Genomic DNA, 26543 nt, shown 5'->3' on the forward strand with positions numbered 1-26543 from the left:
GATCAAACCCTGGCCCGCTTGCGGCCGACATAGAGGATGGCGCCCAGTGTGGCCAGGATCACCAGGAAGGAGAACACTGTGGTCACCGTGCCCAGCGCATAGAGCACCGGCGTCGTGACATTGGTGGTCATGCCGTAGATCTCGAGCGGCAGCGTGTTGAAGGTGCCCGACGTCATCAGCGTGCGGGCGAACTCGTCATAGGACAGCGTGAAGCCGAACAGGCCGACGCCGATCAGGCTCGGCGCGATCATCGGCAGCACGACATGGGCGAAGGTCTGCCAGGAGTTGGCGCCCAGGTCACGCGCGGCTTCCTCATAGGCGGGCGAGAAGCGGTTGAAGACGGCGAACATGATGAGCACGCCGAAGGGCAAGGTCCAGGTCAGGTGCGCGCCGAAGGCCGATGTGTACCAGGCTGGGCGGAAGCCGACCTGCTGGAAGACGACGCCGATGCCGAGCGAAATGATGATCGAGGGTACTACGAGGCTGGCGACCGCCAGGTAGAACAAAGCGGTGGCGCCACGAAATTTTTGCCGGAAAGCGAGCCCTGCCAGCAGCGACACGACGACGGTGACGATCATCACCATAAGGCCGAGCACGAGCGAGCGCTTGAAGCTGCCGCCGAAATCGCCGACCGCCTGGCGCTCGAACAGATTGGCGAACCAGTGCAGCGACACGCCATTGAGCGGGAAGGTGAGGCCGCCGGTCTCGCCTTGGAAAGAAAGGATCAGGATCGCCGACAGCGGGCCGTAGAGGAACAGCACGAACAGAGTGAAGAAGACCGCAAGCACATAGAATTCGAGGGTGCGTTTTTCGTGGCTCACCTCAAAGCTCCTTGCGGATGTCGACGATGCGCAGGATGCCCGCGACCATCAACAGTACCAACACCAGCAACACTACGGCATTGGCGGCGGCTGCGGGATACTGCAGCAGCGACATCTGGTTCTTCATCATCAGTGCGACCGACGCGCTCTGGCCGCCCGACATCACCTGCACAGTGGAGAAATCGGCCATCACCAGCGTGACGACGAAGATGGTGCCGATCGCCATGCCGGGCTTGGCCAGCGGGATGACGACGTTCCACAAGACCTGCCAGCCGGACGCGCCGGCATCGCGCGCGGCCTCGACCAGCGAGCGGTCGATGCGCATCAACGTGTTGAAGATCGGCGTTACCATGAACAGCGTGTAGAGATGCACCATGGCCAGCACCACGGCGAATTCCGAATAGAGCAGCCATTCGATGGGTTTTGGCACCAGCCCCAATTGCACCAGCGCCGAGTTGATCAACCCGTTACGGCCAAGCACCGGGATCCACGAGATCATGCGGATGATGTTGGAGGTCAGGAACGGCACCGTGCAGACAAGGAACAGCACCATCTGCATGGCGATGGTACGGATATGGAAGGCGAGGAAATAGGCGACCCAGAAGCCGATGAACAAGGTCAGCGCCCAGACGATGGCAGCGAATTTGATGGTGTTGAGATAGGTCTTCCAGGTGACCCATGATCCCAGCACGTCGGAATAGTTCGTCGTCAGGAAATCCGGATACATGGCGGCGAAGTCATAATCCCAGAAGGAGACGACGACGATCATGATGATTGGCAAGAGCAGGAACGCACCGAGGATGAGCGCCAGCGGCGCCGATTGGAGGTAGGGCGTGACGGCACTGATGGAGAAGCGCCGGCGTCTGGCGGGCTTGGCTGCTGCGATGGCGGGGCGTTCGAGCGCGACTGTCATTGGGAAAATCCTCCGCGTGATCGCGATGACTTGCGATCCTTCGCGCCCCCCTCTGTCCTGCCGGACATCTCCCCCACGAGGGGGGAGATCGAACTCTCATAACGGCCTTCGCCAATCTCCAACGTTGCTAACGAAGAGCCGGCCATGACGCTGCCAATCTCCCCCCAAGTGGGGGAGATGTCCGGCAGGACAGCGGGGGGCGCGAAGGATCGCAACATCACAGTGAACGCGTCCGCTCTACGCCGCGATGAACTCGTTCCAGCGCTTCACCATGTAGCGGTCCTCGTCCATGACCGAGTTCCAGCAGGCGACTTTGCCCATACGCTCTTCGAACGAGCCGCCGTCGCGCACGGCGCCGGCCTTTTCCATGACGGTGCCGTCCGGCGCCTTGATCTCGCCCTTGGCCGGCTTGCCTTCGATCCAGTAGCCCCATTCGTCCTCGGACATGAACTTCTTGGCCGAGACCATATTGGCGGAATAGTAGCCCTGGCGGTTGAGATAGCCGCCGACCCAGCCCGACGTATACCAGTTGATGTATTCGTAGGCCGCGTCGAGCTCGGCGCCCTTGAGATGGGCGGCAAGGCCAAGGCCGCCGCCCCATGAGCGGTATCCTTCCTTGAGCGGCTGGAAGCGGCAGGCGATGCCTTTGGAGCGGACGGCGGCGACGGCCGGCGACCACATCGACTGGATGACCACTTCGCCCGATGCCATCAGGTTGACGCTCTCGTCGAACGACTTCCAGAAGGCGCGGAACTGGCCGGCCTGCTTGGCCTTGATGAGGAAGTCGATCGTCTTGTCGATCTCTTCCTTGGTCATGTTGCCCTTGTCGGCATATTTGATGCTGCCTGTGGCCTCCATGATCATGGCCGCATCCATGATACCGATGGACGGGATGTTAAGGATCGCGGTCTTGCCCTTGAAGGCCGGGTCCATGATGTCGGCCCAGGTGGTGATGTCGCGGCCGACGAGGTCGGGCCGGATGCCTAGCGTATCGGCGTTGTAGATCGTCGGCACCATGGTGAACCAGTTGGTCGGCGCCTTGGCGAAGGTCTTTGAGTCCTGCGCTTCGACATAGCCGACCGTGTGCGGCGCGGTGCCTTGGGCAATGACGCTGTCGGGGGTCAGCTTGCCGGTTTTGAACAATGGCACCAGCTCGTCGTAATATTTCAGCTTGCTGACATCCATCGGCTGCAGCACGCCGCTCGGGAACACCTTCTTGCAGATCCAGTATTCGATGTCGGCGATGTCATAGCTGTCGGGCTGGGTCACGGCGCGCTGGGCGGCCGCGTCGGAATCGGTCGCCGTCATTTCCAGCGTGATGCCGAGGTCGGCCTTGCACTTGTCGGCGATGGCGTTCAGGTTCGACACGCCGGTGCCGAACTGGCGCAGCGTGATGTTGGACTGCGCCCAGATGGTCGGGAAGCCTGTAATGGCGCCCGAGCCTGCGGCGAGGCCGACGGCGGCCGCACCTGTCTTGAGCAACGAACGGCGCGAAATTCCGGTCTTTGTTTCTACTGTTTTTGTCATTCCTATTCCCCTGTTTTGTTTTGCTTCGTTGAATTCATGAATGAAGGCGGCCGAGGACGATGGCGTCCTCGGAATCCCAGGCGAGCGGTACGGCGTCGCCAAGGGCGACGGGTTTGGCGAAGAAGTCGGAATCGTCGATGATAACGGTGAAATCGTCGATGCCGCCGCCGGTGACCGACAGCTTCACCGTGGCGCCGCGATATTCGATGTTGGAGACGATGCCGGTGAAGCCGAGGCCGGGAGAGGGTGCTTCGCCGATGCGCACATGGTCGGTGCGGATGGCGATGTCGATCGGCGTGCCCACCTCCTGGCCTTGCCCGCGGGCGGCGAGCGAGGCGCCACCATTGACGTCGAAGACGACCATGCCGCCACGCTCGCCGGTGACCCGGCCGGAGATGACATTGTGGTCGCCCATGAAGCGCGCGACAAAGGCCGTGGCCGGCCGCTCGAATACATCGCGCGGCGGTGCCGCCTGTTCGATGCGGCCGTCATTCATCACCACGATCAGGTCCGCCAAGGCCATGGCCTCTTCCTGGCTGTGGGTGACGTGGACGAAAGTGATGCCAAGCGAGGTCTGCAATTTCTTCAGCTCGGCGCGCATGCGTATCTTCAGGAACGGGTCGAGTGCCGACAGCGGCTCGTCGAGCAGCAGCGCCTCGGGATCGGTGATCAGAGCGCGGGCGAGTGCAACACGCTGCTGCTGGCCGCCGGAAAGCTGCGCCGGCCGGCGCGTCGCATAGGCCTCCATCTGCATCAGCTTGAGCATGTCGAGCGCCTTGGCACGGCGCTGCTCCTTGTCGACGCCCTTCATCTTCAGGCTGAAGGCGACATTGTCGACAAGGTCGAGATGCGGAAACAGCGCATAGGACTGGAACATCATCGCCGTGCCACGCTTTGCCGGCGGCAGGTCGGTGACGACAATGTTGCCGAGGCGGACATCGCCCGACGAAATGCTTTCGTGGCCGGCGATCATGCGCAGCGTCGAGGTCTTGCCGCAGCCGGAGGGGCCAAGCAGGCAGCAATAGGTGCCTGCCGGTATTTTCAGGCTGATGGCCTCGACGGCAGTCGTCGTTCCGTACACTTTCGAAACGGACACGATGTCGATCTCGGCGGCTTTGGACATTCAGGCTTCCCCGTTTGGTCGCATTAACCAATGCATTATGCGTGCCAATCGGCGGCAATCGGCCCAAGCGTTTAAATCGTCAGCAAAATCGGGGTTCTTGCCCACTGCCTAGCCGGTAGGCTATCTTGTGCATTGCACAAATTATGGGCGATTGTGCGCGATCTGCACAAGAATCGTATGCAATCTTTTTTGGCTTGGTGTCCACTTTGCCTCTCGTGCGCAGGCGACGAGTTGCGCTAGAAGAGGCTGGGAACCATCATCGCCATGAACATTGCCGATCAGATCCATTCCGCCGACAGCGCCAACCAGGATCGCGCCCAGGCGATCCGCGACAATCTGCGGGACGCCATCGTCGACCGTCGGCTGACGCCCGGCACCAAGCTGTCGGAAGGCGAGGTCGGCACGCTGTTCGACGTCTCGCGCACCGTCGCGCGCGCGGCGCTGCAGATGCTGTCCTTCGAGGGGCTGGTGCGTACCGAGCGCAACCGTGGCGCCTTCGTCGCCAACCCTTCGCCCGAGGAAGCGCGCCAGGTGTTCGCATCGCGCCGGCTGATCGAGCCGGGCATAGCCATTGCCGCCTGTGGGCGGGTCACAGCCACCGATATCGCTGCGTTCCGCGCGCAGCTCGACGAGGAAGGCCGCTTCATCGCCGAGCGCGGCCCAACCGCGCGGCGCTCCGAAATCAAGGCATCAGGCGATTTCCACCTGCTGCTCGCCTCCGTCGCCGGCAATGCCATCCTGCAGCGCTTCATGGAGGAGCTGGTGGCGCGTTCGTCGCTGGTGATCGCCCTTTACGGACGATCCGGCGTGTCGGCCTGCGGACACAGTGAGCACACGGAAATGGTCGGCGCGCTGGAAAGCGGCGATTGCGGGTTGGTGAGCCGGCTGATGCTGCACCATATCGACCACATCGAGGCAGATCTCGACCTGCGGGTCAGGGCCGGCCCGGCGCTCCGCGAAGCGCTGAATTTCTGATGGCTAGTTTTCGTCGTCCGCTGGAGCGGGCGCTGCCTGTCCGACGGCCTTGCGGCGCAGCATCTTGGTCAGCTTCCAGACCGTCGGGTTGTTCTTGATGAAGGCTTTCGCACGTGCGCCCTGCCGCAGCGCCGACGCCAGGGCGCGTCCCTTCAGCGTCAGGGGCGCCAGCACCTCGAAATGCCTGGTCTCGATATCGCACCAGAGCCGCTTGTAGGGCTCGTCGCCGACCGAGAAATCATAGACATCGAAGCCTGTTTGGCAGGCTTCCTCGATGATGTCGAAGAAAAGGAAATCGCCGGGGCTGGTGTGGCCGAGATCGTCCTCGGCGATGGCGCCGAATTCGCAGATCAGGCGTTTGCCCGAGCGGCTCGAGCCGGTGATTGCGCGCAGCTTGCCGGCCACTTCGAGCCCATGCAGCACAAAGGCCGGTTTCTCCTCGGCCAGCGCGCCGGCGAAGAGGGCACGGAAGAAAGCCCGCACCTCCGGCTCGCCGAAGACATTGGCGATGCCCATCTTGGCGAAGCGGAACTCCTTCATCTCGAAGAAAGCGTCGAGCAGCCGGTTCACGTCTTCCGGTGTCTGCGCCTCGATGCGGCGATGAACGCCGACCGCCTCGAACTTGCGTGTCTGCGAACGGTGCTTCTTGCGCTTGCGCTTGCCGCCCACACGCGACAGCAGCGCATCGAAACCACCGTCGAGATTGACGGCGAGCGACAGGTTTGGGCTCGGAAAGTTGGAGAACGCCGCCAGCGGATTGGCAACGCCATCGAGTTCGGGCAGAAGCCTTTCCAAGGCAACGAGATCGATGTCGGGACGCGCCTTGCCGATCGCCGTCACCAGCCTGCGGATCCCCCCAGCATCGGCCTTTGCCAGCCATGCCGGATCGGCGGCGGCGAAATTGCCGTTGGCATGGCGCCCGCCCATGAAGCGGGCGACGCGGAATGGACCAGTTCGCGTGATTTCCAGTGCCAGTGCAAAGACCGGCCTGTCCTCGATTTTGAGCGTGGCGACGACTGCATCGGGATTGGCCTGCGCCGTCCAGGCACGAACCCAGGCCGCGCTTTGCGCCGGCGCAAACAGCGCCGAACGGCAGAATTCGCCGTAAGAGGCGAGCGCGGCAGCATCTGCGATCGACACCGACAGACTGGTCTGGTCGGCAGCCGGCGTGCGCGCAGACGCCTTGCTTGCGGCGAGCCGATTGCCGTCAAATGACGCGGTGGCGTCAACCATACCTCAATCCTTAAGGCGTATTCGTCGCGATCAGGAGTTCGCGTCGGCGCGTTCCGTGCTTGGATCGAGCCTAGGCGCAAAAGGTGAATGAATGATCGACGGTGGTGAGGCAGTTCGGAAACTGGCGCTTAATATCGCCCGCTTTACCGGCCTTGCACCGCTGGCCAAGCCGTTCGTCGGCGGCATTGGCGCCATCCTCATGTTGCATCGGGTCACCGCCACGCCGGAGAAGCCGGACGGCGTCAACCGCCACCTCAACATCGCCCCGCGATTCCTCGACGCTCTCGTCGCCGACATGAAGTCGAGGGGCTATGCCTTCGTCACCCTTGACGAGGCGATCGAGCGCATCAAGGCCGGCGGCAAGGACGGCCAGTTCGCCACCATCACCGCCGACGACGCCTATCGCGACAACATGACCGAAGCGCTGCCAGTGCTGGAAAAGCACGACGCGCCGATCACCATCTATGTCGCGCCGGGTCTGATCGACGGCAGCGCCGATTTATGGTGGGACGTGGTCGAGGATATCGTCAACGCGCGGGAGCGTTTGACGCTGGCGACGCCGAAGGGGCCGGTGACCATAGACTGCTCGACCCACGGCAAGAAACTCCACGCCAATGCGCGTCTGCATGCCTATCTGACGCTCGAGGTGCGCGAGGAGGATCAGCGCGCCGTGCTGCGCGATCTGGCGCACTCGAACGGCATCGACCTCGATGGCTTGCGCCCAAGCACGCTGATGACTTGGGACGATATCCGCGCCGTGGCCGGGCACAGGCTGGTGACGATCGGCGCGCATACGGTCAACCACCGCAACCTGAAGCGGCTCGACGAAGCCGATGCGCGCCATGAAATCGTCGACGTCAGGCGCCAGCTGCAGGCGCAGCTCGGCGAAGACCCACGTCATCTCGCTTACCCCTATGGTTACGCCAGCGCTGTCGGCTGCCGCGAAGTGGGCTTTGCCCGCGACGCCGGCTACGCCTCGGCGGTGACCACTCGCCACGGCGTGCTGCACGCCGAGCACGCCGGCTTCCTGCACGCGCTGCCGCGCATTTCGATCAACGGCCGCTACCAGAGCGTCGCCCATATCCGCACCATGTTGTCGGGCTTAACGACGCCGCTGGCCAATGCCGGCAAAATGGTGGTCACCATCTAACCTGGGGCGGGCTCTTCAGCCTTTCGGCGGCGGCTCCAGGATCAGCCATTTGATGATGCCCATCGCAGGCAGCACCCAGAACAGGCCGCTGAACAGGAAGAACAGGAAGTGCACCAGCGGGCTGGATTGCGACAGCTGCGCGACCGCTATGATCGACGCGACCAGCGCATAGATGATGACCAGCGCCACCAGCAGGAAAGTTCCGATCAGCTTTTTCAGGCGGATGGGCATGAGCGTTCTCGTTGATCGCCTCCGCTTAGGCCCAACCGCGCGCCTGTGCAACCCGGGAGATGCGGCGCGACGGCGTGCCGCGCCGTCCGGTCTTGTCAGCCGGGTTGCGATGGTTCACCAATCCGCCACGTCAACCTGCCGGGACCAACCATGGCCGCCATATCAGCCGCCGCGCCTTACATTGACCGCGATCGCGACTTGAAAAATCGGGCGCTGGTGCGCGGCTGGCTGTATGTCGTGCTTCTGGTGCTGTTTGCGCTGGTGCTGGTCGGCGGCGCCACCAGGCTCACCAATTCCGGCCTGTCGATCACCGAGTGGAAGCCGATCCACGGCGTGATACCGCCGCTCAACGACGCCGAGTGGCAGGAGGAATTCCAGCTCTATCAGAAGATTCCGCAATATGCCGAGCTCAACAAGGGCATGAGCCTCGATGCCTTCAAGTCGATCTTCTGGTGGGAGTGGGCGCACCGTATCCTGGCGCGCAGTGTCGGCCTGGTCTTCGGCCTGCCGTTGCTGGTCTTGTGGGCGACGCGCCGCATCGAGCGCGGCCTTGGGCCAAAGCTGGTCGGTATTCTGCTGCTTGGTGGCCTGCAAGGCGCCATCGGCTGGTGGATGGTGGCCTCCGGCCTGGTCGACCGCGTCTCCGTCAGCCAGTACCGGCTGGCCACGCATTTGACGCTTGCCGCCCTGATCTTCACTGCCACCATGGTGGTCGCGCGCGGGCTGGCGCCGCATTCGGAGCCTGCCGCCGACCGGCCGACACAAAGGCTGGCCGGCTTCATCGTGCTGCTGGTGCTGGTCCAGATCTATCTCGGCGGCCTGGTCGCAGGGCTCGACGCCGGCCTGAGCTACAACACCTGGCCGCTGATGGACGGCAAGGTGATCCCGTCAGATTTGCTTCTGCTCGAGCCGGCCTGGCGCAACTTGTTCGAGAACCCGAAGACGGTGCAGTTCGTCCACCGACTGGGCGCCTACACGGTCTTTGCCGTCGGGCTCTGGCACATGATCGCGACACGCCGGCGTTTACCAGGCACGACACACGCACGCCGCGCGACGCTGCTGTTTCTGCTGGTGCTGGTCCAGGCCTCGATCGGCATCGGCACGCTGCTGATGCAGGTGCCGCTGCACATGGCGCTGACCCATCAGGCCTTCGCGCTTGTCCTGCTGGGATTTGCCGCCGCCCACTGGCGCGGCAACAAGGGCGCCTATCCACTGCCAACGCGGCCGCCCATGAACGCAGGTACATCGTCTACGGTGTCTTGGCCGTCGCAATAATCTATTTCGCGAACGAACTGCCTCGCTACGTCTAACGCGCGAGGCTGCGCCGGTCAGAAGCTGAGCCGCACCTTTCGGATCACTCCCGCAACCGACAGCTCGCGGTTCTCGTCGACCGCATTCTCGTCCTCATGATGCCATGCGGCCGACAGGCAGCCATAGGCGATGGCATGGTCGAGAATGGCAGCCGGCGTCTGGCCGAGTGTCCTGGCGAAGATCTCGGCCATATGCGCGATGCGCTCGGGATCGAGGCAGAGGTCGTCGCGCCCCAGTGGGTTGTAGAACAGATTGGCGGCGTCGAAGCCGGGATCGCCGAGCACGCCCTTCGGGTCGATCGCCAGCCAGCCGCGCGCACCGTGCAAAATGTTGTCGTGATGCAGGTCGCCATGCAGCGGCTTGACCGCATGCGGGGCATCGAGCAGCCGGTCCGCGATTTCGGCGGTCTCGATATAGAGGCTGTGCTCTCCGGCGTCGCGATCGGCTCCGGCCTTTTTGAACAGGCTGGCAAACCGTGTCCGCAGCGGCTGCAGGTCCGGCGGGGCAGGGTGTCTTGTGGGCGAGAACAGTCTCCCCATCAACTCGGCCGCGATTGCGGTCGCGGCGTTGTCGCCTTCTTTGGCCAGAACGTCGGAAAGCAGGGTGTCGCCGGCATATTCGAGCAGCATGCGGTGGCCGTCCCGGCCAAGCAGCCGCACCACGCCTTCGCCGCGCCGCCATGCGAGGTAGTGCTCGGCGCGCAACTCGTCCTCGACATCGTCGAATGGTTTGAGCGCCTTGACGATGGCCGGCGAGCCGTCCTCACGCCGCACCTTCCAGATGCGGCTCGAAAACGTCTCCGCAATGAGCTCGGGCGCGCTGATCTTCCAGCGCTTTGGAAATGCAGGCGCGTCCATTCAGAGCGTGATGCCGAAAAGTGTTAAGCGGTTTTCGGGCAACATGCTCTCTCCAACTGAATTAAAGGCCGAGCATCAGATCCATGTTCTGAACGGCAGCACCCGAGGCGCCCTTTCCGAGATTGTCATAGACCGCAATCAGCAGCGCCTGCGCCCTGTCGTCATTGGCAAAGACATAGACCTTCATCCGATTGGTGCCGTTATAGACCTCGGGATTGATCTCGGGCAGGCGCTCCACGTGCTCGTAAGGAGCTACCTCGACCACGCCGCCCTTGATGGCGGCAAAATGGTCGGCGATTGCCGCGTGCAGTTCGGCGCCGGCCGGCACATGGTCAAGCCCGCCGAGCTGCAGCGGCACCACCGTGATCATGCCTTGGGCGAAATTGCCGACCGCCGGCTGCATGATCGGATCGTGCGACAGCTTCGCATAGGTGCGCAGCTCCGGCACATGCTTGTGCTGCAGGGTCAGCCCATAGACCTGGAATTCAGAGGCATCCTCGCCCTTGGCGACATAGTCCTCGATCATCGGCCGGCCGCCGCCCGAATAGCCCGAAATGCCATTGACGGTGATCGGGAAATCCGCCGGCAGCAGGCCGGCGGCGACCAGCGGCCGCAGTGTCGCGATCGGTCCTTGCGGCCAGCAGCCGGGATTGGCGACGCGTTTTGCATTGGCGATGATCTTGGCCTGGCCCTTTTCCATCTCGGCAAAGCCATATTCCCAGCCCTCGGCTACGCGATGCGCCGTGGAGGCGTCGATCACCTTGGTGGTGTCGTTGGCAATCAGCGATACGCTTTCCTTGGCAGCCGCATCCGGCAGGCACAGGATGGCGACATCGGCTGCATTGAGGAACTCGGCGCGCGCCGCCGTTTCCTTGCGGCGCTCGGCCGGGATCGAGATGATCTCGAGGTCGCCGCGCTCGGCCAGCAGCGCCCGGATCTGCAGGCCGGTGGTGCCGTGTTCGCCATCGATGAAGATTTTCGGTTTCATGTGCCCGTCAATTCCCTGCTAATTCAGGCCTATATGCCCTGGCCATGGTTTGCCGCGCCATGGTTGCCGCTGTTCAGCTCTTCCGCCCGCGCTTTTCGCTCGGCCACCAGGCCGAGATAGTGCATGGCCACCATCGAGCCGGCGATCGCCGTTATATCGGCGTGATCATAGGCCGGCGCAACCTCGACGACGTCGGCGCCGACAATATCGACTTGGCCGAGCTGGCGCAGCGTCGACAGGATTTTCGCCGAGGACGGTCCGCCGGCAACCGGCGTGCCGGTGCCGGGCGCAAAGGCCGGGTCGAGGCAGTCGATGTCGAAGGTGAGATAGGTCTTCCTGCCGCCGGTGCGGTCGACGATCGCATAGGCGATGTCGGAAGCCCGCATCTCCTCGATCTCGTGACCGTAAAGGATCTTGATGCCGAACGTATCGGGGGCATGCGTGCGGATGCCGATCTGGATCGAACGATCAGGATCGATGATGCCCTCATTGACGGCGCGCCCGACGAACGAACCGTGGTCGATGCGCTTGCCATCGTCAGGCCAGGTGTCCTGATGCGCGTCGAACTGCACCAGCGCCAGCGGCCCATGGATGGCGGCATGCGCCTTGAGCAGCGGCCAGGTGACGAAATGGTCGCCGCCGAGCGACAACAGGAAGGCACCCGATTTCAGGATCTTCGCCGCCTCGCGCTCGATCGTGCCTGGTGTCTTCTGGTGATTGCCCGAATCGAGCAGGCAATCGCCATAGTCGATGACGGCGAGATGCTCGAACAGGTCGCGCGAGAACGGATATTGCGGGTCGTTGTCGAGGATCGCCGAGGCGCGGCGGATCGCCTGCGGCCCGAAGCGCGCGCCCGGCCGGTTGGTGACGGCGGCATCGAACGGAATGCCCCACACGACGGCGTCCGCGCCCTTTGCATCCTTGGTGTATTTGCGCCGCATGAACGACAGCGCGCCGGCATAGGTCGGCTCGAAGGAAGGCCCCGTCTTGGAGCGGGCGGTGAACGCGTTGTCGATGGTCTGGTTCGCCATTACGGGTCCTTCTTTGTTCATCGGGCTGCCACAACTACAGAACCGGCACGCAAGATGCCAGTCACAGCTTGGCGAAGGACTTGTATCGCCAAGGTGCAAGGCCCGGCGGCTTCCTCTCCGGCGGCTGCGGCGATGAACTGGCGGTGCAGGCCGGCATGCCGGCCGAGACCACGGTTTCTGGGCCGAACGCGGCGCCACCATCATCCAGACCGACGAACCGAAGGCTGCCATTGGCTGGCTGGGGGCCAACGGGTTTAGGGTGCCTTATGTGGATGAGGCGAAGCCGGCCGAGCCGCGAATACGGCGAGTATCAATTAGTAATCGTACGTCGGCGCCATCACCCCACCCGGCGCTGCGCGCCGACCTCCCCATCGAGGGGAGGTAGGGCGTTGGCGCTTTAGATTCCGACAGTCGTAGCGATTGCGAGGCATGCAAGGCTGCCGCGACCTCCTACCTCCCCTCGATGGGGAGGTCGCGCCGAAGGCGCGGGTGGGGTGACAGCGCCGCCCGCAAAATCTTCACGCCGCTTTCGCCACCCCATCCAATTCCCTTAGCACATCGGCCGACAGCTCCAGTTCCGCCGCCGCCAGGTTCTCTCTCAAATGCCCGATCGACGACGTCCCCGGGATCAGCAGGATGTTCGGCGAGCGGCGCAGCAGCCAGGCGAGCGCAACCTGCAAGGGTGTGGCGCCGAGCCGCGCGGCCACATCCGACAAGGTCGACGACTGCAGCGGGCTGAAACCGCCGAGCGGGAAGAACGGCGTGTAGGCGATACCGGCGCGCGCCAGTTCATCGATCAACCCGTCGTCGTCGCGATGCGCCAGATTGTACTGGTTCTGCACGCAGACGATCTCGGCGATCCCACGGCCTTCCTCGACCTGCGCTGGGGTGACGTTGCTCAGGCCGATATGGCGCACCAGACCCTTGCGCTGCAGTTCGGCAAGCGCGGTCAACTGCGGCTCGATCGAGCCCTCGGCGGGACCCATCACCCCGAACATGATGCGCAGATTGACGACATCCAGCACCTCAAGACCGAGATTCCTGAGATTATCGTGCACGGCCTGCTCAAGTTCCTTGGCGGAATAGGCAGGCAGCCATGAGCCGTCGCTGCCGCGCCGCGCCCCGATCTTTGTGACGATGACGAGGTCTTGCGGATAGGGCGCCAGCGCTTCGCGGATCAGCTGGTTGGTGACATGCGGGCCATAATAGTCGCTGGTGTCGATGTGGTTGACCCCGGAGGCCACCGCTTCGCGCAGCACTGCAATGGCCGCGTCATAATTCTTCGGCGGACCGAAAACGTGCGGGCCGGCAAGTTGCATGGCGCCGTAGCCGAGCCGTTTCACGGTGTGGCTGCCGAGGGTGAATGTGCCGGATTTTTGGATGGTGGACATGGTCGGTCTCCTTTGAGGAGGCGAAGATAGACGCTGCTCAACCTCGGGATAATAAGGTACAATCCGTACAGCTTGTGCGGAATGGCGAACAATGATGGACCTTGGCGATCTGAACGCTTTCGTGACGGTGGCGCGTGCCGGCGGTTTTCGCGAAGGGGCTCGCGCCGGCGGCGGCAGCGCGTCGGGCCTGAGCGAAGCGGTGCGCCGCCTGGAGACGCAGCTCGGCGTCAGGCTGTTCAACCGCACCACACGCAGCGTTGTTCCAACCGACGCAGGCCTCAGCCTCTTGGGAAGGCTTGGCCCGGCGCTGTCGGAGGTGGAGGCGGCCCTCGACGTGGTCAATGGCTTTCGCGACAGGCCGGCCGGTTCGCTGCGCCTCAACGTCCCGGTCAGCGCCGCGCGGCTGATATTGCCCGACATCGTTCCGGGCTTCCTCGCCGCCTATCCCGGCATTCGGCTGGAGGTCATCGCCGATGAGAACTTCGTCGACGTGTTGGCGGCCGGCTGCGACGCCGGCATCCGCTATGACGAGCGACTGGAGCAGGACATGATCGCGGTGCCGATCGGACCGCGCGTCCAGCGCTTCGCCACTGGCGCCAGCCCCGCCTATCTCGAGCGCCATGGGCGGCCGCAGCACCCGAGCGACCTGCTTGGCCATGCTTGTCTGCGCGGTCGTTTTGCCAGCGGTGCGATGCTGCCGTGGGAATTCGAGCGCGACGGCGAGGTGGTGCGGGTCGACACGACGGGGCCGTTGATCGTGCGGATCGGCGGGGCGAGCGATCTTGCCGTCCATGCGGCCATTGCCGGCAGCGGCATCGTCGCTCTCTTCGAGGGCTGGCTTCGCCCCCACTTCGAAAGCGGCGCCCTGGAGCCCGTGCTCGAACCGTGGTGGCAGAGCTTTCCCGGGCCATTTCTGTACTATCCCGGACGGCGTCTGGTTCCGGCGCCGCTACGGGCGTTTATCGATTATATTAAGGCCGGCAAGTTCTGAGACTTGAACCGAGGCCGGCGCCATCACCCCACCCGGCGCTTCGCGCCGACCTCCCCATCGAGGGGAGGTAGGGTGCCGCGTTTTTATGGTCGAACTGGTTTGCTAGCCGCTGGACCATCGTGGATTGTCCGGGTGGCAAAACTGCCGCGACCTCCTACCTCCCCTCGATGGGGAGGTCGGCGCGAAGCGCCGGGTGGGGTGACTGCCGAGACCCAAAAGAAAAGGCCGCCCGGAGGCGGCCTTTCGATGTCTGGAACGTCGCAGCGCTTAGCGCTTCGAGAACTGGAAGGAACGACGGGCCTTCGCCTTGCCGTACTTCTTGCGCTCGACGACGCGGCTGTCGCGGGTCAGGAAGCCGCCCTTCTTGAGCACGGCGCGCAGTGCCGGCTCATAGTAGGTCAGCGCCTTGGAGATGCCGTGACGAACGGCACCGGCTTGGCCGGAGAGGCCGCCGCCGATGACGGTGGCGACGATGTCGTACTGGCCGGCGCGGTTGGAAGCGATGATCGGCTGGTTGAGGATCATCTGCAGGACCGGACGCGCGAAATAGGTCGCGAATTCCTTGTCGTTGACGACGATCTTGCCGGAACCCGGCTTCACCCAGACGCGCGCAATTGCGTTCTTGCGCTTGCCGGTGGCATAGGCGCGGCCCGACTTGTCGAGCTTCTGGACATGCACGGGTGCTGCCGGCTGGGTGTTGGTGTTGCCGGTGGCGGCGCCCAATTCTGCGAGCGAGGAAAGCTCAGCCATCTTATGCAACCTTCTTGTTCTTGGCGTTCAGCGCGCCGACGTCGAGGGTGACGGGCTGCTGGGCGACATGCGGATGTTCCGTGCCTGCATAGACGCGGAGGTTCTTCATCTGACGACGGCCGAGCGGCCCGCGCGGGATCATGCGTTCGACGGCCTTCTCGACGACACGCTCGGGGAAACGGCCCTCGAGCAGCTGGCGCGCGGTGCGCTCCTTGATGCCGCCGGGGTGACCGGTGTGCCAGTAATAGACCTTGTCGGTGAACTTCTTGCCGGTGAACACCACCTTGTCGGCATTGATGACAATGACGTTATCGCCGTCGTCGACATGCGGGGTGAAGGTGGGCTTGTGCTTGCCGCGAAGATGATTGGCGATGACAGTGGCGAGACGGCCGACGACGAGACCCTCGGCGTCGATCAGCACCCACTTCTTCACCACATCCGCAGGCTTCTGCGAAAAGGTTGCCATGGATTTTCTGCTTTCGATTTTGACCTTCCGAAGAAGGCGTTTCTTGTTGCTTGGATTGGCGACAAGGCACTTGCCCGCCGCCAATAACAAAACGGCGGCCTTTGCGGGCCGCTGCTTCGTGACGGCTTATAGGCGAGGGGGTGGTGCACGTCAAGGCGCGGGAAAAGCACGTCTGCTCGTAAAGTGTAATAAAAACAAAGGTTTGATCAAAAGGTATTATTTTACCACATCGGCGGCGCGCTTCGGCGGGATCGAATAGGTGCCGGTCGCATGCGCTACCGTGTGTCCCTTCGGTCCGGCGACGATGTCGATATCGAACACCATCAGGCTCTTGCCCAGCTTAAGGATGCGGCAATGGCCGTCGATCGGCCCGGCTTCGGCCTTGCGGACAAAATTGATGTTGAGGTTGACGGTAACCGAAAGCGCATCCGGCCCGGCATGGCTGAGCACGCAGACATAGCCGCCAATGTCGGCCAGCGTGAACAGCGAGGGCCCGGACACCGTGCCGCCGGGACGCAAATGCCGTTCGCTGGCGTTGAGCCGCACCGTGCAGCCGCCGGGAAACACATCGAGCGCCTCATACGACGTGAACTCGTCGTTGAGCTGGGGGTAGACGCTGGCCATCAGCGCATTGACTTCAGCCGCCGTCAGCACCGGCTTGAGATTGTCCTGGGCGGGCATGTCGGTCTCTCGTTCTATGCCGGGCCTGTATGAACGCAATGATGCGCTTCTGGCAACACCTCTGGCGCAAGCGATGGGTGTTGATGAAACTCGATCCGATATTAGATAGTCTGGCGGCGCCCGGCGGAATCGCGGAGACCCTTGTCATGGCCGAAATCCTTTCGATCAAACCTGTTGCCATAGACGGGCCGGTCATCGCCGGGCTGGACAAGGGCGTGCTGCGCCTGACGCTCGCCAATCCGCCCGCCAATGCCTTGTCGCTTTCCGTCATGGCGGCATTGAGCGCCGAGCTCGACCGTGCCAAGGCCAACAAATCGGTCCGCGTCATCGTCTTGGCGGCCGCCGGGAAAGTCTTCTGCGCCGGTCACGATCTCAAGGAAATGACCGCGCGCCGCGCCGACGCCGACAAGGGCAAGGGGTTTTTCGAGCAGACATTTTCGGCTTGCGCGGCGTTGATGCAGCAGATCGTGCGCCATCCGCTCCCGATCATCGCCGAAGTCGATGGCCTCGCCACTGCTGCGGGGCTGCAACTGGTTGGCAGTTGCGACCTCGCCATTGCCTCGCATGAAGCGACCTTCTGCACGCCGGGCGTCAATATCGGCCTGTTTTGTTCGACGCCGATGGTGGCGCTGTCACGCAACGTGTCTCACAAGCACGCCATGGAAATGCTGCTCACCGGCGAGACCATCGATGCCGCAACCGCCAAGGAATTCGGCCTGGTCAACCGCGTCGTGCCGCGCGAATACCTGAATCAGATCGTCACCAAATACGCGCAAACCATTGCCTCCAAATCATCTCTGGTGGTCAAGACCGGCAAGGAAGCCTTTTACGCGCAGGCCGAGATGGGGTTGGCGGACGCGTATGCCTATACCGGCCGCGTCATGGTCGAGAACATGCTGGCCCGCGACGCCGAGGAAGGCATCGGCGCCTTCATCGGCAAGCGCAAACCGGAATGGACGGACGAATAGGTTTTCGATCCATGGAACCGCGCATCTCCATCATCACCATCGCCACCGACGATCTCGAGCGCGCCGTGCGCTTTTACGAAGGCATGGGCTTGAAGCGCCACGCCGGCATCACCGATGGCGTCGCCTTCTTCCAGATGGGCGGCGCCATTCTCGGCCTGTTCCCGAGGCCAAGCGCCGAGGAGGATTCAGGCATTGCCTTCGCCGCAGCACCGTCGGCGGTCTACCTCGCCTACAACACCCGCTCAGATGCCGAAGTCGACGACGTGCTGGCGGCCGCCGAGAAGGCCGGCGGCAGGATCGTCAAGCCGGCAGGCCGCGCCTTCTGGGGCGGCTGGTATGGATATTTCGCCGATGCCGACGGCCATGTCTGGGAAGTCGCACACAATCCGGCCTTCCCGATCGCGGATGACGGCACCATCTCGCTGCCGGACTGAGCGCCCGCATGGGCTATCGCAAGCAACTGACCCGGCTTAAGGCGCCTTATCTCAAACGCATCCTGATTGACCCCGAGCGCGTGGAAGATTGGGAAAAATATCCATGGAACCTGCCGCTGTTTCGCGGCCGTGAATTCGAGCTCGAATTCACCACGCCGATCACCATCATTGTCGGTGAAAACGGCACCGGCAAATCGACACTGCTGGAAGCCATCGGCGCGCTGGCCGGTTACGACGAGGCCGGCGGCGGCAAGGGCTATCGTCCGGTCGATCATTCCATCGCCATCGACAAGAGCGGTGCGGCACTGGCGAATACATTCCGCGGCCACTGGCTGCCAAAAGTCACCGCCGGCTGGTTCTTTCGTGCCGAATCTTTTTACTCGGTCGCGCGCTATCTCGACCAGGCGGCACTCGAAGACCCGTTCGGACCGCCGCCGCCGGACTTTCTATCGTGGTCGCATGGCGAAGGGTTCATTCGCTTTTTCGAGGAGCGCTGCCGCCGGCAAGGCATCTACATCCTCGACGAGCCCGAAAGCGCGCTGTCGCCGTCGCGGCAGATCGAATTGTTGAAGATGCTGCGGCGCATGGACCAGTCAGGCACGGCGCAAGTGATCATGGCGACGCATTCGCCGCTGCTGATGGCTTGTCCCGGCGCGCGGCTCTTCCGAATCAGCCGTTTCGGCCTCGATCCGACCGATTTCACCGATACCGATCATTTTCGCATGATGCGCGACTTCTGCACGGACCCGCAGTCCTTTATGGAGGAAGCACTGAGGGAGACCGACGAGTGAATCACGATAGCTACGACAATGCCTATATCGGCGGCATCCTCAATTCTGTGAAGACCATCGCCATGGTCGGCGCGTCGGCCAACGATGTCAGGCCGAGCTTTTTCGTGCTGAAATATCTGCTGGCCAAGGGCTTTTCGGTGTTTCCGATCAATCCGGGGCAGGCCGGCAAGGAAATCCTCGGCCGCATGACCTATGCCAGCCTTGCCGATCTGCCGGAGCCGGTCGACATGGTCGACATCTTTCGCGCCTCTGCATCGGTGCCCGGCATTGTCGATGAGGTGCTGAAGCTCGACCCCTTGCCGAAGGTGATCTGGATGCAGCTTGGCGTGCGCGACGACGAGGCGGCCGCGCGCGCCGAGGCGGCCGGTATCAAGGTGGTGATGAACCGCTGCCCGAAGATCGAATATGGCAAGCTGTCGGGCGAGATCGGCTGGACCGGCGTCAACTCCGGTGTGCTTTCGTCGAAGAAGCCGCTGATGCGGTCGGGATTCCAGAGTTTCGGTGTGCGCCAGAAGTAAGGCAGTGAATGGTGAATGGTGAATAGAAGGATTTTCCTGGAAGCCGGGTAAAGCCGCATATGAGCGGCTTGCAATCAAGGTGGGACTGGCCGACTTTGCGACCACCATTTATCGCTCACCATTCATCATTTCACCATTCACACGTTTACCGCTCAGGGAGGTTTTCGATGACCCGCACGCCCGGTTTCAACACGCTCGCCGTCCATGCCGGCGCCAAGCCCGACCCGGCAACGGGCGCACGCGCCACGCCGATCTACCAGACGACCTCCTTTGTGTTCGACGATGCCGACCATGCCGCCTCGCTGTTCGGGCTGAAGGCCTTCGGCAACATCTACACCCGCATCATGAACCCGACCCAGGCGGTGCTGGAAGAGCGGATCGCGGCGCTCGAAGGCGGCACGGCTGCACTTGCCGTTGCTTCCGGCCATGCCGCACAGGTGATCGTGTTCCACAATCTCATGCGGCCTGGCGATAATTTCGTCGCCGCCACAAGGCTTTACGGTGGTTCGATCAATCAGTTCGGCCATGCCTTCAAGAATTTCGGCTGGGAGGTGCGTTGGGCCGACACCAACGACATCTCCACTTTCGAAAGCCAGATCGATGGCAAGACCAAGGCGATCTTCATCGAGAGCCTGGCCAATCCCGGCGGCACCTTCGTCGACATCGAGAAGATCGGCGACATCGCCCGCAAGCACGGCTTGCCGCTCATCGTCGACAACACGCTGGCCTCGCCCTATCTGGTGCGGCCGATCGAGCATGGCGCCGACATCGTCGTCCATTCGCTGACCAAGTTCATCGGCGGCCACGGCAATTCGATCGGCGGCGCCATCGTCGATGGCGGCACGTTCGACTGGTCGAAATCCGGCAAATATCCGATGCTGTCGGAGCCGCGCCCCGAATATGGCGGCCTTGTCCTGCACGAAACCTTCGGCAATTTCGCTTTCGCCATCGCCGCGCGCGTGCTTGGCCTGCGTGACATCGGCCCGGCGATTTCGCCGTTCAATGCCTTCCTGATCCTGACCGGGCTGGAGACCTTGCCGCTCAGGATGCAGCGCCATTGCGACAATGCGATCACCGTAGCCGGCTGGCTGTCCAACCACCCCAAGGTCGCCTGGGTCAACTATCCCGGCCTGCCCAGCGACAAGAACAACGCGCTGCAGAAGAAATACTCGCCGCAAGGCGCCGGTGCTGTCTTCACCTTCGGCCTGAAGGGCGGCTACGACGCAGGCATCAAGTTCGTCGAGGCGCTCGAACTGTTCTCGCACCTCGCCAATGTCGGCGATACCAAGTCGCTGGTCATCCATCCGGCCTCGACCACGCATCGCCAGCTTTCCGACGAGCAGAAGGTCAAGGCGGGTGCCGGACCGGACACGGTCCGGCTTTCCGTCGGCATCGAGGATGTCAACGACATCGTCGCCGATCTGGAACAGGCTTTGACCAAGGTTTGATTTTTTGAGTGAGTAGTGAGTAGTGAGTAGTGAGTAGTGAGTAGTGAGTAGTGAGTAGTGAGTAGTGAGTAGTAGTCGGTATTCACCATTTAGCAGTGATTAGTGATCAGCCACCCGCTCGAGGGAGCGCTTTCCGCTCACTACTCACTACTCACTACTCACTACTCACTAGTCACTACTCACTGCACTACTCACTACTCACTAATCTGTTGGAGGCAAGCCCTGTCCGCGCATTACTTGGCAATATCGACCGACAGCGTCGACGCCGAACATGGCGCCCCGGCGCCGGATCGTCTGATTGCGGGCGATCCGAAGTTCCGCACCTGGAATGTCGAGGAGCGCGATGGCCGCCTCTATGCCGGCATCTGGGAAGCGACGCCGGGCAAATGGCGCATCGAATATGACGAATGGGAGTTCTGCCACATCCTGTCCGGCGTCTCGGTGGTTGCCGAGGATGGCGGCGAGGCGCGCACGGTGCGCGCCGGCGACAGCTTCGTGCTCAGGCCAGGCTTCAGGGGCAGTTGGGAAGTGCTTGAAACGACCCGCAAGGAGTATGTGATCAAGCTCTGACCGCTCGGTCGCGCTTGGACTTCACAAAAGCCGATCGATGTCAGTGTCGGAAAAGCCGTATCCGCTCATCATCTCCCTGTGCCAGGGACTTCCAAGCAAATCACTGAGACATAAATCAACGCGCTGGAGCAGGGTGGCACTGCCTTTGGCGAGAGCGAAAGCGCCGGGCGCTGGCTGTTTTTCGACTGCCGGGACGTCGACGACGTCGAGAGGCGCGTCGGGTCGCCGGCTCAGATAGCCGCGATGCGCGAGCGCTGCACTCGCATAGGCATGCACCACGCCGGCCGCGACGGCGTTAGCTGCTTCGGGCTGAGTGGCAAATATCCTTAGCCGTTCGGGCTGAATAGCGTTTTGCAGGGCGGTCCGGTGCTGGATCTGGCCCGATATGACGCCGATCAGCGCCGTCCGATCATTGGCGACGGACCGATAGCCATCGAAGGCGCGGGGATTGTCTTTCGCGACCAGCAATCCATCCGCCAGCATCCAGATCGGCCTTGTGAAGTCGACCAGCTTCCGGCGGTCGTCGGAAAAGAACAGGCCGGTGGTTATGTCCCACCGATCTTCGGCAAACCCAGGCGGCAGCTCGGCAAACTCGGTCTCGATGGGCAAAAGTTCCAGCCCGAGCGTCAGGCAGACCCTCTTGGCCAGTTGGGCATCGCTGCCGCCCAGACGTCCCGATCCGTCGATAAAGCAGAAGGGTGGTTCTTGTAGAAAGGCGAATCTCATTTTCTCGGGCATGCGTCGGCTCCGCCGTCCTCACAAGCTCACAATAAGCTTTTCCAGCCCATGGAAATGATAGGTGTCGCGGAAGCGCGGCTGCTCCGCAAGATGGAGTTGCAGCTGCCGCTCGAACAGGGTTTTCAGCGACACCTGCAATTCCAGCCGCGCCAGCGGCGCACCGATGCAGAAATGGATACCGGCGCCGAACGAGACATTCTTCTGGTCTAGTCGGCCGGGCTGGAAGGCGCCGGGTTCGGCAAAGGCAAGCGGATCATGATTGGCCATGCCGAGTAGCAGGCCGATCGTCTCGCCCGGTTGTACGACAACCCCCGATGTCACCTCGACCTCTAGATAGGCGTAGCGGGTGAACATATGCAGCGGCGCGTCGAAGCGCAGGCACTCCTCGACCGTTGCAGCCGTTGCTTCCGGCGAGGTGAAGAAGCGGGCGGGGTCGCCGCCTTGCGCCAGCAGCGTGCGCACGGCGTTGCCGGTTTGATGAACGGTCGCCTCGTGGCCGGCATTGAGCAAAAGGATGGCGGACGACACCAGTTCGTCCTCAGAAAGCTTCTGGCCATCCTCCTGCGCCGCGATCAGCAGCGACAGCAGGTCGTCGCCAGGCTTCTTGCGCCGCTCGGTGACATAGCCGCGCAAAAAGTCGGAAAAATCGCGCGCGGCGCGATTGGCCGCTTGCTCGGTCTCGCGCGTGCGGCCATGCATGTACATGGCCACCATCCGGTGCGACCAGTCGAGCAGTTGCGGCCCCATTTCGACCGGCACGCCAAGCATTTCGGCAATGATGGTGATGGGCAACGGCGCGGCGAAGCTGGGCAAAAGATCGACCTGGCGCGGTTCGAAACGGTCGATCAGCTCATTGGCCAGCGCCTCCACGCGCGGCCGCAGCCGCTCGACCTGGCGCGAGACGAAGGCGCGGTTGACCAGGGTTCTGAGCCTGGTGTGCACCGGCGGCTCCAGCTCCAGCATCGAATTGCTCTCGATGCCGTCGAAAGCGGCCAAATGCGAGCGATCCTCGCCGATGCCGCGGCTGTCGGGAATGCCGGCCGGGTTCTGGCGGCCGAAGCGGCGGTCGCGCAACAGCCGGTTGACGTCGTCGAAGCCGCCAAAGCACCAGAAGCCGAATTCCTCCCAGAAGAAGGCATTCGATGCGCCATGCAGGACGGCATAGGCGTCGTAAGGGTTCTGGAAAAACGCCGGTTCGTGCGGATCGAGCCGCAGGCGGCGCGTGGCTGGATCAAAGGCGAGGTAGGGCGGCATGGATGTGGTCATGCCAGACCATTAGCGCGGCTTGCCGGCTTGGTGCCAGACCGTATGTTGGCCCCGACGGGCCTATGAATTGAGCCAACTGAGACGGACCTCGGCGAAGTACCGAAGTCTAATCCTGGCAATGCCTGGCAATATGCACGCGGCGCCAGCTGGTCGAGCCTTCCTGCACCACCACCCGGCGCGCCACCCTCTGGTATGACGGCGCTATCTGGGTGACGTGCCGCCGCTCGGGCCGCACCAGCACTTCATGGGCGACGCTTTCATATTCGGCCGGCAGCACAACCCGGCGTGTGCGCTCCGGTTCAAGCATCACCGTTTCGGCGACACGCGCGTAGCGGGCCTTGCGCCACACCTTGCACAGCACCTTGCGGCCCTGGATGACGCGCCATTCCCAGGCATAGCCGCCATCGTCGACCTGGACCGTGCGGTAAACGGTGCGGGTTCTCGCCGGTACGATGTCATAGGTGACTCGGGGCGGCGCGATCTGCTCGACGCGCTCCATGGTGCCATAGATCGGCGGATCATAGTCGACCAGCTGCCCGCCGGGACTGACCATGACGTCTTCATAGACGGTGTCATAGAGCGCCGGCCTGTGCACCGGCTCATAGCATTCGGCGGCCCGGCCGCCGGCAACCGCATCGGACACGATGCCGAGACCGGCAAGGCCGGAAATGGCGAGGCAAACAGTTTTCCTGATCATGGCACTCCCCCTGTTTGAACGCGAGAAGGTGAGGTTCAACGTTGAACTGTAGGGGAAGGTTCTCCGGGGGAAAGCGGTTTCGCCGCATTTCGTTAAGCGACGCGGTTAAGGAATTGCTACACCGCAAAAACGCCGCTGGCCGCGTTCGGACTTTCCCTTGCGCGGAAACCTTGATTCGACTTAACCAGATGGCTAGGAGAGGCGGCCTTGCGCTAGGGTGAGCCGGCATCCTATTTACATTCTAACCATCAAGAACCGATTCTGCCCGATTTCCCGGCGCCGGAATCCCCATCTCCAAAAAGGGTAGTCCATGAAGAACCCCGTCGAAACCTACATGAACCTCGTTCCGATGGTGGTCGAGCAGACCAATCGCGGCGAGCGGGCCTACGACATTTTCTCGCGCCTGCTGAAAGAGCGCATCATTTTCATCACCGGCCCGGTCGAAGACGGTATGGCGACGCTGGTTTGTGCACAGCTTTTGTTCCTCGAGGCCGAGAACCCGAAGAAAGAGATCAATCTCTACATCAACTCGCCGGGCGGCGTGGTGACCTCGGGCATGGCGATCTACGACACCATGCAGTTCATCAAGCCGGCAGTGTCGACGCTGTGCATCGGCCAGGCGGCGTCGATGGGCTCGCTGCTTCTGACCGCCGGCCACAAGGACATGCGTTTTGCCACGCCGAACGCCCGTATCATGGTTCACCAGCCTTCCGGCGGTTTCCAGGGCCAGGCCTCCGACATCGAGCGGCACGCGCAGGACATCATCAAGCTGAAGCGCCGCCTCAACGAGGTCTACGTCAAACACACCGGCAAGAGCTACGAAGACATTGAAAAGACGCTTGACCGCGACCATTTCATGACCGCCGACGAAGCCAAGGATTTCGGCCTCATCGACAAGGTCATTTCGTCGCGCGAGCCGGTCGAAGGCGCTGTGGCATAAGCGCTGCATGGCAGTTGGATGGCGGGATAACGCGCTTTTGCTGGGATTTGCGGCATTTCGGCCACAATTGGCTGTTCCCTCGGTGGATGGGATTGCCTACGTTAAGGCTATGTTGATTTTCGACGGCTTAGCTTTGTGCAGGGTTGGGCGAATCATTGCGACGTTTTCTGATTTGTGTTTCGTACGGAATGCGTTGCGGGAGCCGGGACACTGGCGGCGGCGAATTCCCGCGATAGATAGAATATGCGCCCTTTCAGCCAGACCATCGGCGGGCGGCCATGAAAGGACAGGAAAATGAGCAAAGTCGGCAACAACAGCGGTGATTCGAAGAACACGCTTTATTGCTCGTTTTGCGGCAAAAGCCAGCATGAGGTGCGCAAGCTGATCGCCGGCCCAACGGTGTTCATCTGCGACGAGTGCGTCGAGTTGTGCATGGACATCATCCGCGAGGAGAACAAGACCTCGATGGTGAAGTCGCGCGAGGGCGTGCCGACCCCGCAGGAGATCCTGAAGGTTCTCGACGACTATGTCATCGGCCAGCCCTACGCCAAGCGCGTGCTGTCGGTGGCTGTCCACAACCACTACAAGCGCCTGGCGCATGCCGGCAAGAACAACGACGTCGAATTGGCGAAGTCCAACATCCTGCTGATCGGCCCGACCGGCTGCGGCAAGACGCTGCTTGCCCAGACGCTGGCCCGCATCATCGACGTGCCCTTCACCATGGCCGACGCGACGACGCTGACCGAAGCCGGTTACGTCGGCGAGGACGTCGAAAACATCATCCTGAAGCTGCTGCAGTCGGCCGACTACAATGTCGAGCGCGCCCAGCGCGGCATCGTCTACATCGATGAAATCGACAAGATCTCGCGCAAGTCCGACAACCCATCGATCACCCGCGACGTGTCGGGCGAGGGTGTGCAGCAGGCGCTTCTGAAGATCATGGAAGGCACCGTTGCCTCCGTTCCGCCGCAGGGCGGCCGCAAGCATCCGCAGCAGGAGTTCCTGCAGGTCGACACCGCCAACATCCTGTTCATCTGCGGCGGCGCCTTCGCCGGGCTGGACAAGATCATCTCGGATCGCGGCAGGAAGACTTCCATCGGCTTCGGCGCCATCGTGGCTTCGCCCGAGGATCGTCGCACCGGCGACGTGTTCCGCCTGGTCGAGCCCGAGGATCTCTTGAAGTTCGGCCTCATCCCCGAGTTTGTCGGCCGTCTGCCGGTCCTGGCGACGCTGGAAGACCTCGACGAGCCGGCGCTGATCCAGATCCTGACCGAGCCGAAAAACGCGCTGGTCAAGCAGTATCAGCGGCTGTTCGAGATGGAGAGTGTCGACCTGACCTTCCATGAGAATGCGCTGTCGGCGATCGCCAAGCGCGCCATCGAGCGCAAGACCGGCGCCCGTGGCCTCCGCTCGATCATGGAAGCGATCCTGCTCGACACCATGTTCGAACTGCCCGCCCTGGAAGGCGTGCGCGAAGTGGTGATTTCGGAAGAAGTGGTGACCGGCAGCGCCCGGCCGCTCTACATCTATTCCGAGCAGAAGGAAAAGAAGGGCAACGTCAGCGCCTGATCTGGCATCTGGCCTAACCTTTTTATGGAACGGCGCCCGCGGGGCGCCGTTTTGCTGTGGTGAGGTACCGATCCTTGTGACGGAGTGGATGAACGAACGTGTCGACCCTTGATCTTTGCCCCTCGTGCATCCAACTAACATCGGAAGGCCGTGGTGCCGAATTCT

At 62.6% G+C, this 26543-nt stretch carries 28 protein-coding genes and 1 pseudogene; 13 read left to right on the plus strand and 16 right to left on the minus strand.

The window, feature by feature from the left end; all coding sequences use genetic code 11:
- Nucleotides 1-2: 2 nt before the first annotated feature.
- From AC3EML_RS17530 to AC3EML_RS17545, 4 genes are all read right to left on the minus strand, one after another.
- Complete coding sequence (locus tag AC3EML_RS17530; RefSeq protein ID WP_352462912.1) at nucleotides 3-821, minus strand: ABC transporter permease; 819 nt, start codon at nucleotides 819-821, stop codon at nucleotides 3-5.
- Between the two features lies 1 nt (nucleotide 822).
- The gene (locus AC3EML_RS17535) at nucleotides 823-1734 is read right to left on the minus strand and encodes an ABC transporter permease (RefSeq protein ID WP_352521829.1); all 912 of its coding nucleotides are present in this window, start codon (nucleotides 1732-1734) and stop codon (nucleotides 823-825) included.
- Nucleotides 1735-1971: 237 nt separating this feature from the next.
- Complete coding sequence (locus AC3EML_RS17540; protein WP_352515015.1) at nucleotides 1972-3261, minus strand: ABC transporter substrate-binding protein; 1290 nt, start codon at nucleotides 3259-3261, stop codon at nucleotides 1972-1974.
- Nucleotides 3262-3295: 34 nt separating this feature from the next.
- A complete protein-coding gene (locus AC3EML_RS17545; protein WP_023750744.1) occupies nucleotides 3296-4384 on the minus strand; it encodes an ABC transporter ATP-binding protein in 1089 nt (362 codons plus the stop codon).
- Between the two features lie 264 nt (nucleotides 4385-4648).
- Between AC3EML_RS17545 and AC3EML_RS17550 the strand changes: the two genes are divergently transcribed.
- A complete protein-coding gene (locus AC3EML_RS17550; protein WP_023669398.1) occupies nucleotides 4649-5359 on the plus strand; it encodes a GntR family transcriptional regulator in 711 nt (236 codons plus the stop codon).
- A 3-nt stretch (nucleotides 5360-5362) separates the two neighbouring features.
- On the opposite strand, the gene AC3EML_RS17555 is transcribed toward AC3EML_RS17550, so the two are convergent.
- Nucleotides 5363-6592 carry a GNAT family N-acetyltransferase gene (locus AC3EML_RS17555; RefSeq protein ID WP_023750745.1) on the minus strand — a complete coding sequence of 410 codons (1230 nt, stop codon included), beginning with the start codon at nucleotides 6590-6592 and terminating at the stop codon, nucleotides 5363-5365.
- Nucleotides 6593-6683: 91 nt separating this feature from the next.
- Here AC3EML_RS17555 and AC3EML_RS17560 point away from each other — a divergent pair, with 91 nt between their 5' ends.
- The gene (locus AC3EML_RS17560; protein ID WP_023693288.1) at nucleotides 6684-7742 is read left to right on the plus strand and encodes a polysaccharide deacetylase family protein; all 1059 of its coding nucleotides are present in this window, start codon (nucleotides 6684-6686) and stop codon (nucleotides 7740-7742) included.
- Nucleotides 7743-7757: 15 nt separating this feature from the next.
- Here AC3EML_RS17560 and AC3EML_RS17565 read toward each other — a convergent pair whose 3' ends face one another.
- Nucleotides 7758-7973 carry a DUF2842 domain-containing protein gene (locus tag AC3EML_RS17565; protein ID WP_023669401.1) on the minus strand — a complete coding sequence of 72 codons (216 nt, stop codon included), beginning with the start codon at nucleotides 7971-7973 and terminating at the stop codon, nucleotides 7758-7760.
- Between the two features lie 150 nt (nucleotides 7974-8123).
- On the opposite strand from AC3EML_RS17565, the gene AC3EML_RS17570 reads away from it, so the two are divergent.
- Nucleotides 8124-9248: a COX15/CtaA family protein gene (locus AC3EML_RS17570; protein ID WP_023823249.1), complete on the plus strand. Its 1125-nt coding sequence runs from the start codon at nucleotides 8124-8126 to the stop codon at nucleotides 9246-9248.
- 53 nt (nucleotides 9249-9301) lie between these two features.
- Here AC3EML_RS17570 and AC3EML_RS17575 read toward each other — a convergent pair whose 3' ends face one another.
- The 3 genes from AC3EML_RS17575 to speB form a co-directional block, all read right to left on the minus strand.
- Nucleotides 9302-10141 carry an aminoglycoside phosphotransferase family protein gene (locus tag AC3EML_RS17575; RefSeq protein WP_352521830.1) on the minus strand — a complete coding sequence of 280 codons (840 nt, stop codon included), beginning with the start codon at nucleotides 10139-10141 and terminating at the stop codon, nucleotides 9302-9304.
- 61 nt (nucleotides 10142-10202) lie between these two features.
- A complete protein-coding gene (gene argC / locus AC3EML_RS17580; protein WP_023669404.1) occupies nucleotides 10203-11129 on the minus strand; it encodes an N-acetyl-gamma-glutamyl-phosphate reductase in 927 nt (308 codons plus the stop codon).
- Between the two features lie 29 nt (nucleotides 11130-11158).
- A complete protein-coding gene (gene speB, locus AC3EML_RS17585; RefSeq protein WP_023669405.1) occupies nucleotides 11159-12160 on the minus strand; it encodes an agmatinase in 1002 nt (333 codons plus the stop codon).
- Between the two features lie 98 nt (nucleotides 12161-12258).
- On the opposite strand from speB, the pseudogene AC3EML_RS17590 reads away from it, so the two are divergent.
- A pseudogene (locus AC3EML_RS17590) lies at nucleotides 12259-12478 on the plus strand (glycerophosphodiester phosphodiesterase family protein); the annotation flags it as partial.
- 200 nt (nucleotides 12479-12678) lie between these two features.
- On the opposite strand, the gene AC3EML_RS17595 reads toward AC3EML_RS17590, so the two are convergent.
- Entirely contained in the window at nucleotides 12679-13551 is an 873-nt protein-coding gene (locus tag AC3EML_RS17595; protein ID WP_352521831.1) for an aldo/keto reductase family oxidoreductase, read from the minus strand.
- Nucleotides 13552-13642: 91 nt separating this feature from the next.
- Here AC3EML_RS17595 and AC3EML_RS17600 point away from each other — a divergent pair, with 91 nt between their 5' ends.
- The gene (locus AC3EML_RS17600) at nucleotides 13643-14542 is read left to right on the plus strand and encodes a LysR family transcriptional regulator (RefSeq protein WP_023693291.1); all 900 of its coding nucleotides are present in this window, start codon (nucleotides 13643-13645) and stop codon (nucleotides 14540-14542) included.
- Nucleotides 14543-14809: 267 nt separating this feature from the next.
- Here the strand turns inward: AC3EML_RS17600 and rpsI are convergent, their stop codons facing one another.
- From rpsI to AC3EML_RS17615, 3 genes are all read right to left on the minus strand, one after another.
- On the minus strand, nucleotides 14810-15292 hold the full coding sequence (rpsI, locus tag AC3EML_RS17605; protein WP_023669408.1) for a 30S ribosomal protein S9: 483 nt from the start codon (nucleotides 15290-15292) through the stop codon (nucleotides 14810-14812).
- 1 nt (nucleotide 15293) lies between these two features.
- On the minus strand, nucleotides 15294-15758 hold the full coding sequence (rplM, locus tag AC3EML_RS17610) for a 50S ribosomal protein L13 (RefSeq protein ID WP_023669409.1): 465 nt from the start codon (nucleotides 15756-15758) through the stop codon (nucleotides 15294-15296).
- A 216-nt stretch (nucleotides 15759-15974) separates the two neighbouring features.
- The gene (locus tag AC3EML_RS17615) at nucleotides 15975-16439 is read right to left on the minus strand and encodes a PaaI family thioesterase (protein WP_023693292.1); all 465 of its coding nucleotides are present in this window, start codon (nucleotides 16437-16439) and stop codon (nucleotides 15975-15977) included.
- 146 nt (nucleotides 16440-16585) lie between these two features.
- Between AC3EML_RS17615 and AC3EML_RS17620 the strand changes: the two genes are divergently transcribed.
- The 6 genes from AC3EML_RS17620 (at nucleotide 16586) to AC3EML_RS17645 (ending at nucleotide 21168) form a co-directional block, all read left to right on the plus strand.
- Complete coding sequence (locus tag AC3EML_RS17620) at nucleotides 16586-17407, plus strand: enoyl-CoA hydratase (protein ID WP_023669411.1); 822 nt, start codon at nucleotides 16586-16588, stop codon at nucleotides 17405-17407.
- Between the two features lie 11 nt (nucleotides 17408-17418).
- Nucleotides 17419-17841 (plus strand): VOC family protein, encoded by a 423-nt coding sequence (locus AC3EML_RS17625; RefSeq protein ID WP_023689472.1) that lies wholly within the window; start codon nucleotides 17419-17421, stop codon nucleotides 17839-17841.
- 8 nt (nucleotides 17842-17849) lie between these two features.
- Nucleotides 17850-18632 (plus strand): AAA family ATPase, encoded by a 783-nt coding sequence (locus AC3EML_RS17630; protein WP_023736498.1) that lies wholly within the window; start codon nucleotides 17850-17852, stop codon nucleotides 18630-18632.
- Nucleotides 18629-19150, plus strand: coding sequence for a CoA-binding protein (locus tag AC3EML_RS17635; protein ID WP_023711525.1), 522 nt, complete (start codon nucleotides 18629-18631; stop codon nucleotides 19148-19150). The genes AC3EML_RS17630 and AC3EML_RS17635 overlap by 4 nt, the downstream gene beginning before the upstream one ends.
- Before the next feature lie 167 nt (nucleotides 19151-19317).
- Nucleotides 19318-20598 carry an O-acetylhomoserine aminocarboxypropyltransferase gene (locus AC3EML_RS17640; RefSeq protein WP_352521832.1) on the plus strand — a complete coding sequence of 427 codons (1281 nt, stop codon included), beginning with the start codon at nucleotides 19318-19320 and terminating at the stop codon, nucleotides 20596-20598.
- 237 nt (nucleotides 20599-20835) lie between these two features.
- Nucleotides 20836-21168, plus strand: a complete 333-nt coding sequence (locus AC3EML_RS17645; protein ID WP_488505273.1) for a cupin domain-containing protein — start codon at nucleotides 20836-20838, stop codon at nucleotides 21166-21168.
- A 21-nt stretch (nucleotides 21169-21189) separates the two neighbouring features.
- Here the strand turns inward: AC3EML_RS17645 and AC3EML_RS17650 are convergent, their stop codons facing one another.
- The 3 genes from AC3EML_RS17650 to AC3EML_RS17660 form a co-directional block, all read right to left on the minus strand.
- The gene (locus AC3EML_RS17650) at nucleotides 21190-21906 is read right to left on the minus strand and encodes a transporter substrate-binding domain-containing protein (protein ID WP_023669417.1); all 717 of its coding nucleotides are present in this window, start codon (nucleotides 21904-21906) and stop codon (nucleotides 21190-21192) included.
- 18 nt (nucleotides 21907-21924) lie between these two features.
- Nucleotides 21925-23172, minus strand: coding sequence for a cytochrome P450 (locus AC3EML_RS17655; RefSeq protein ID WP_023669418.1), 1248 nt, complete (start codon nucleotides 23170-23172; stop codon nucleotides 21925-21927).
- Nucleotides 23173-23278: 106 nt separating this feature from the next.
- Nucleotides 23279-23869: a hypothetical protein gene (locus tag AC3EML_RS17660; protein ID WP_023669419.1), complete on the minus strand. Its 591-nt coding sequence runs from the start codon at nucleotides 23867-23869 to the stop codon at nucleotides 23279-23281.
- Between the two features lie 310 nt (nucleotides 23870-24179).
- Here AC3EML_RS17660 and clpP point away from each other — a divergent pair, with 310 nt between their 5' ends.
- Both clpP and clpX read left to right on the plus strand, forming a co-directional pair.
- A complete protein-coding gene (clpP, locus tag AC3EML_RS17665) occupies nucleotides 24180-24809 on the plus strand; it encodes an ATP-dependent Clp endopeptidase proteolytic subunit ClpP (protein ID WP_023669420.1) in 630 nt (209 codons plus the stop codon).
- A gap of 294 nt (nucleotides 24810-25103) precedes the next feature.
- On the plus strand, nucleotides 25104-26378 hold the full coding sequence (gene clpX, locus AC3EML_RS17670) for an ATP-dependent Clp protease ATP-binding subunit ClpX (RefSeq protein WP_023682305.1): 1275 nt from the start codon (nucleotides 25104-25106) through the stop codon (nucleotides 26376-26378).
- Nucleotides 26379-26543 lie beyond the last annotated feature (165 nt).

Source organism: Mesorhizobium sp. P170090, from assembly GCF_057786115.1.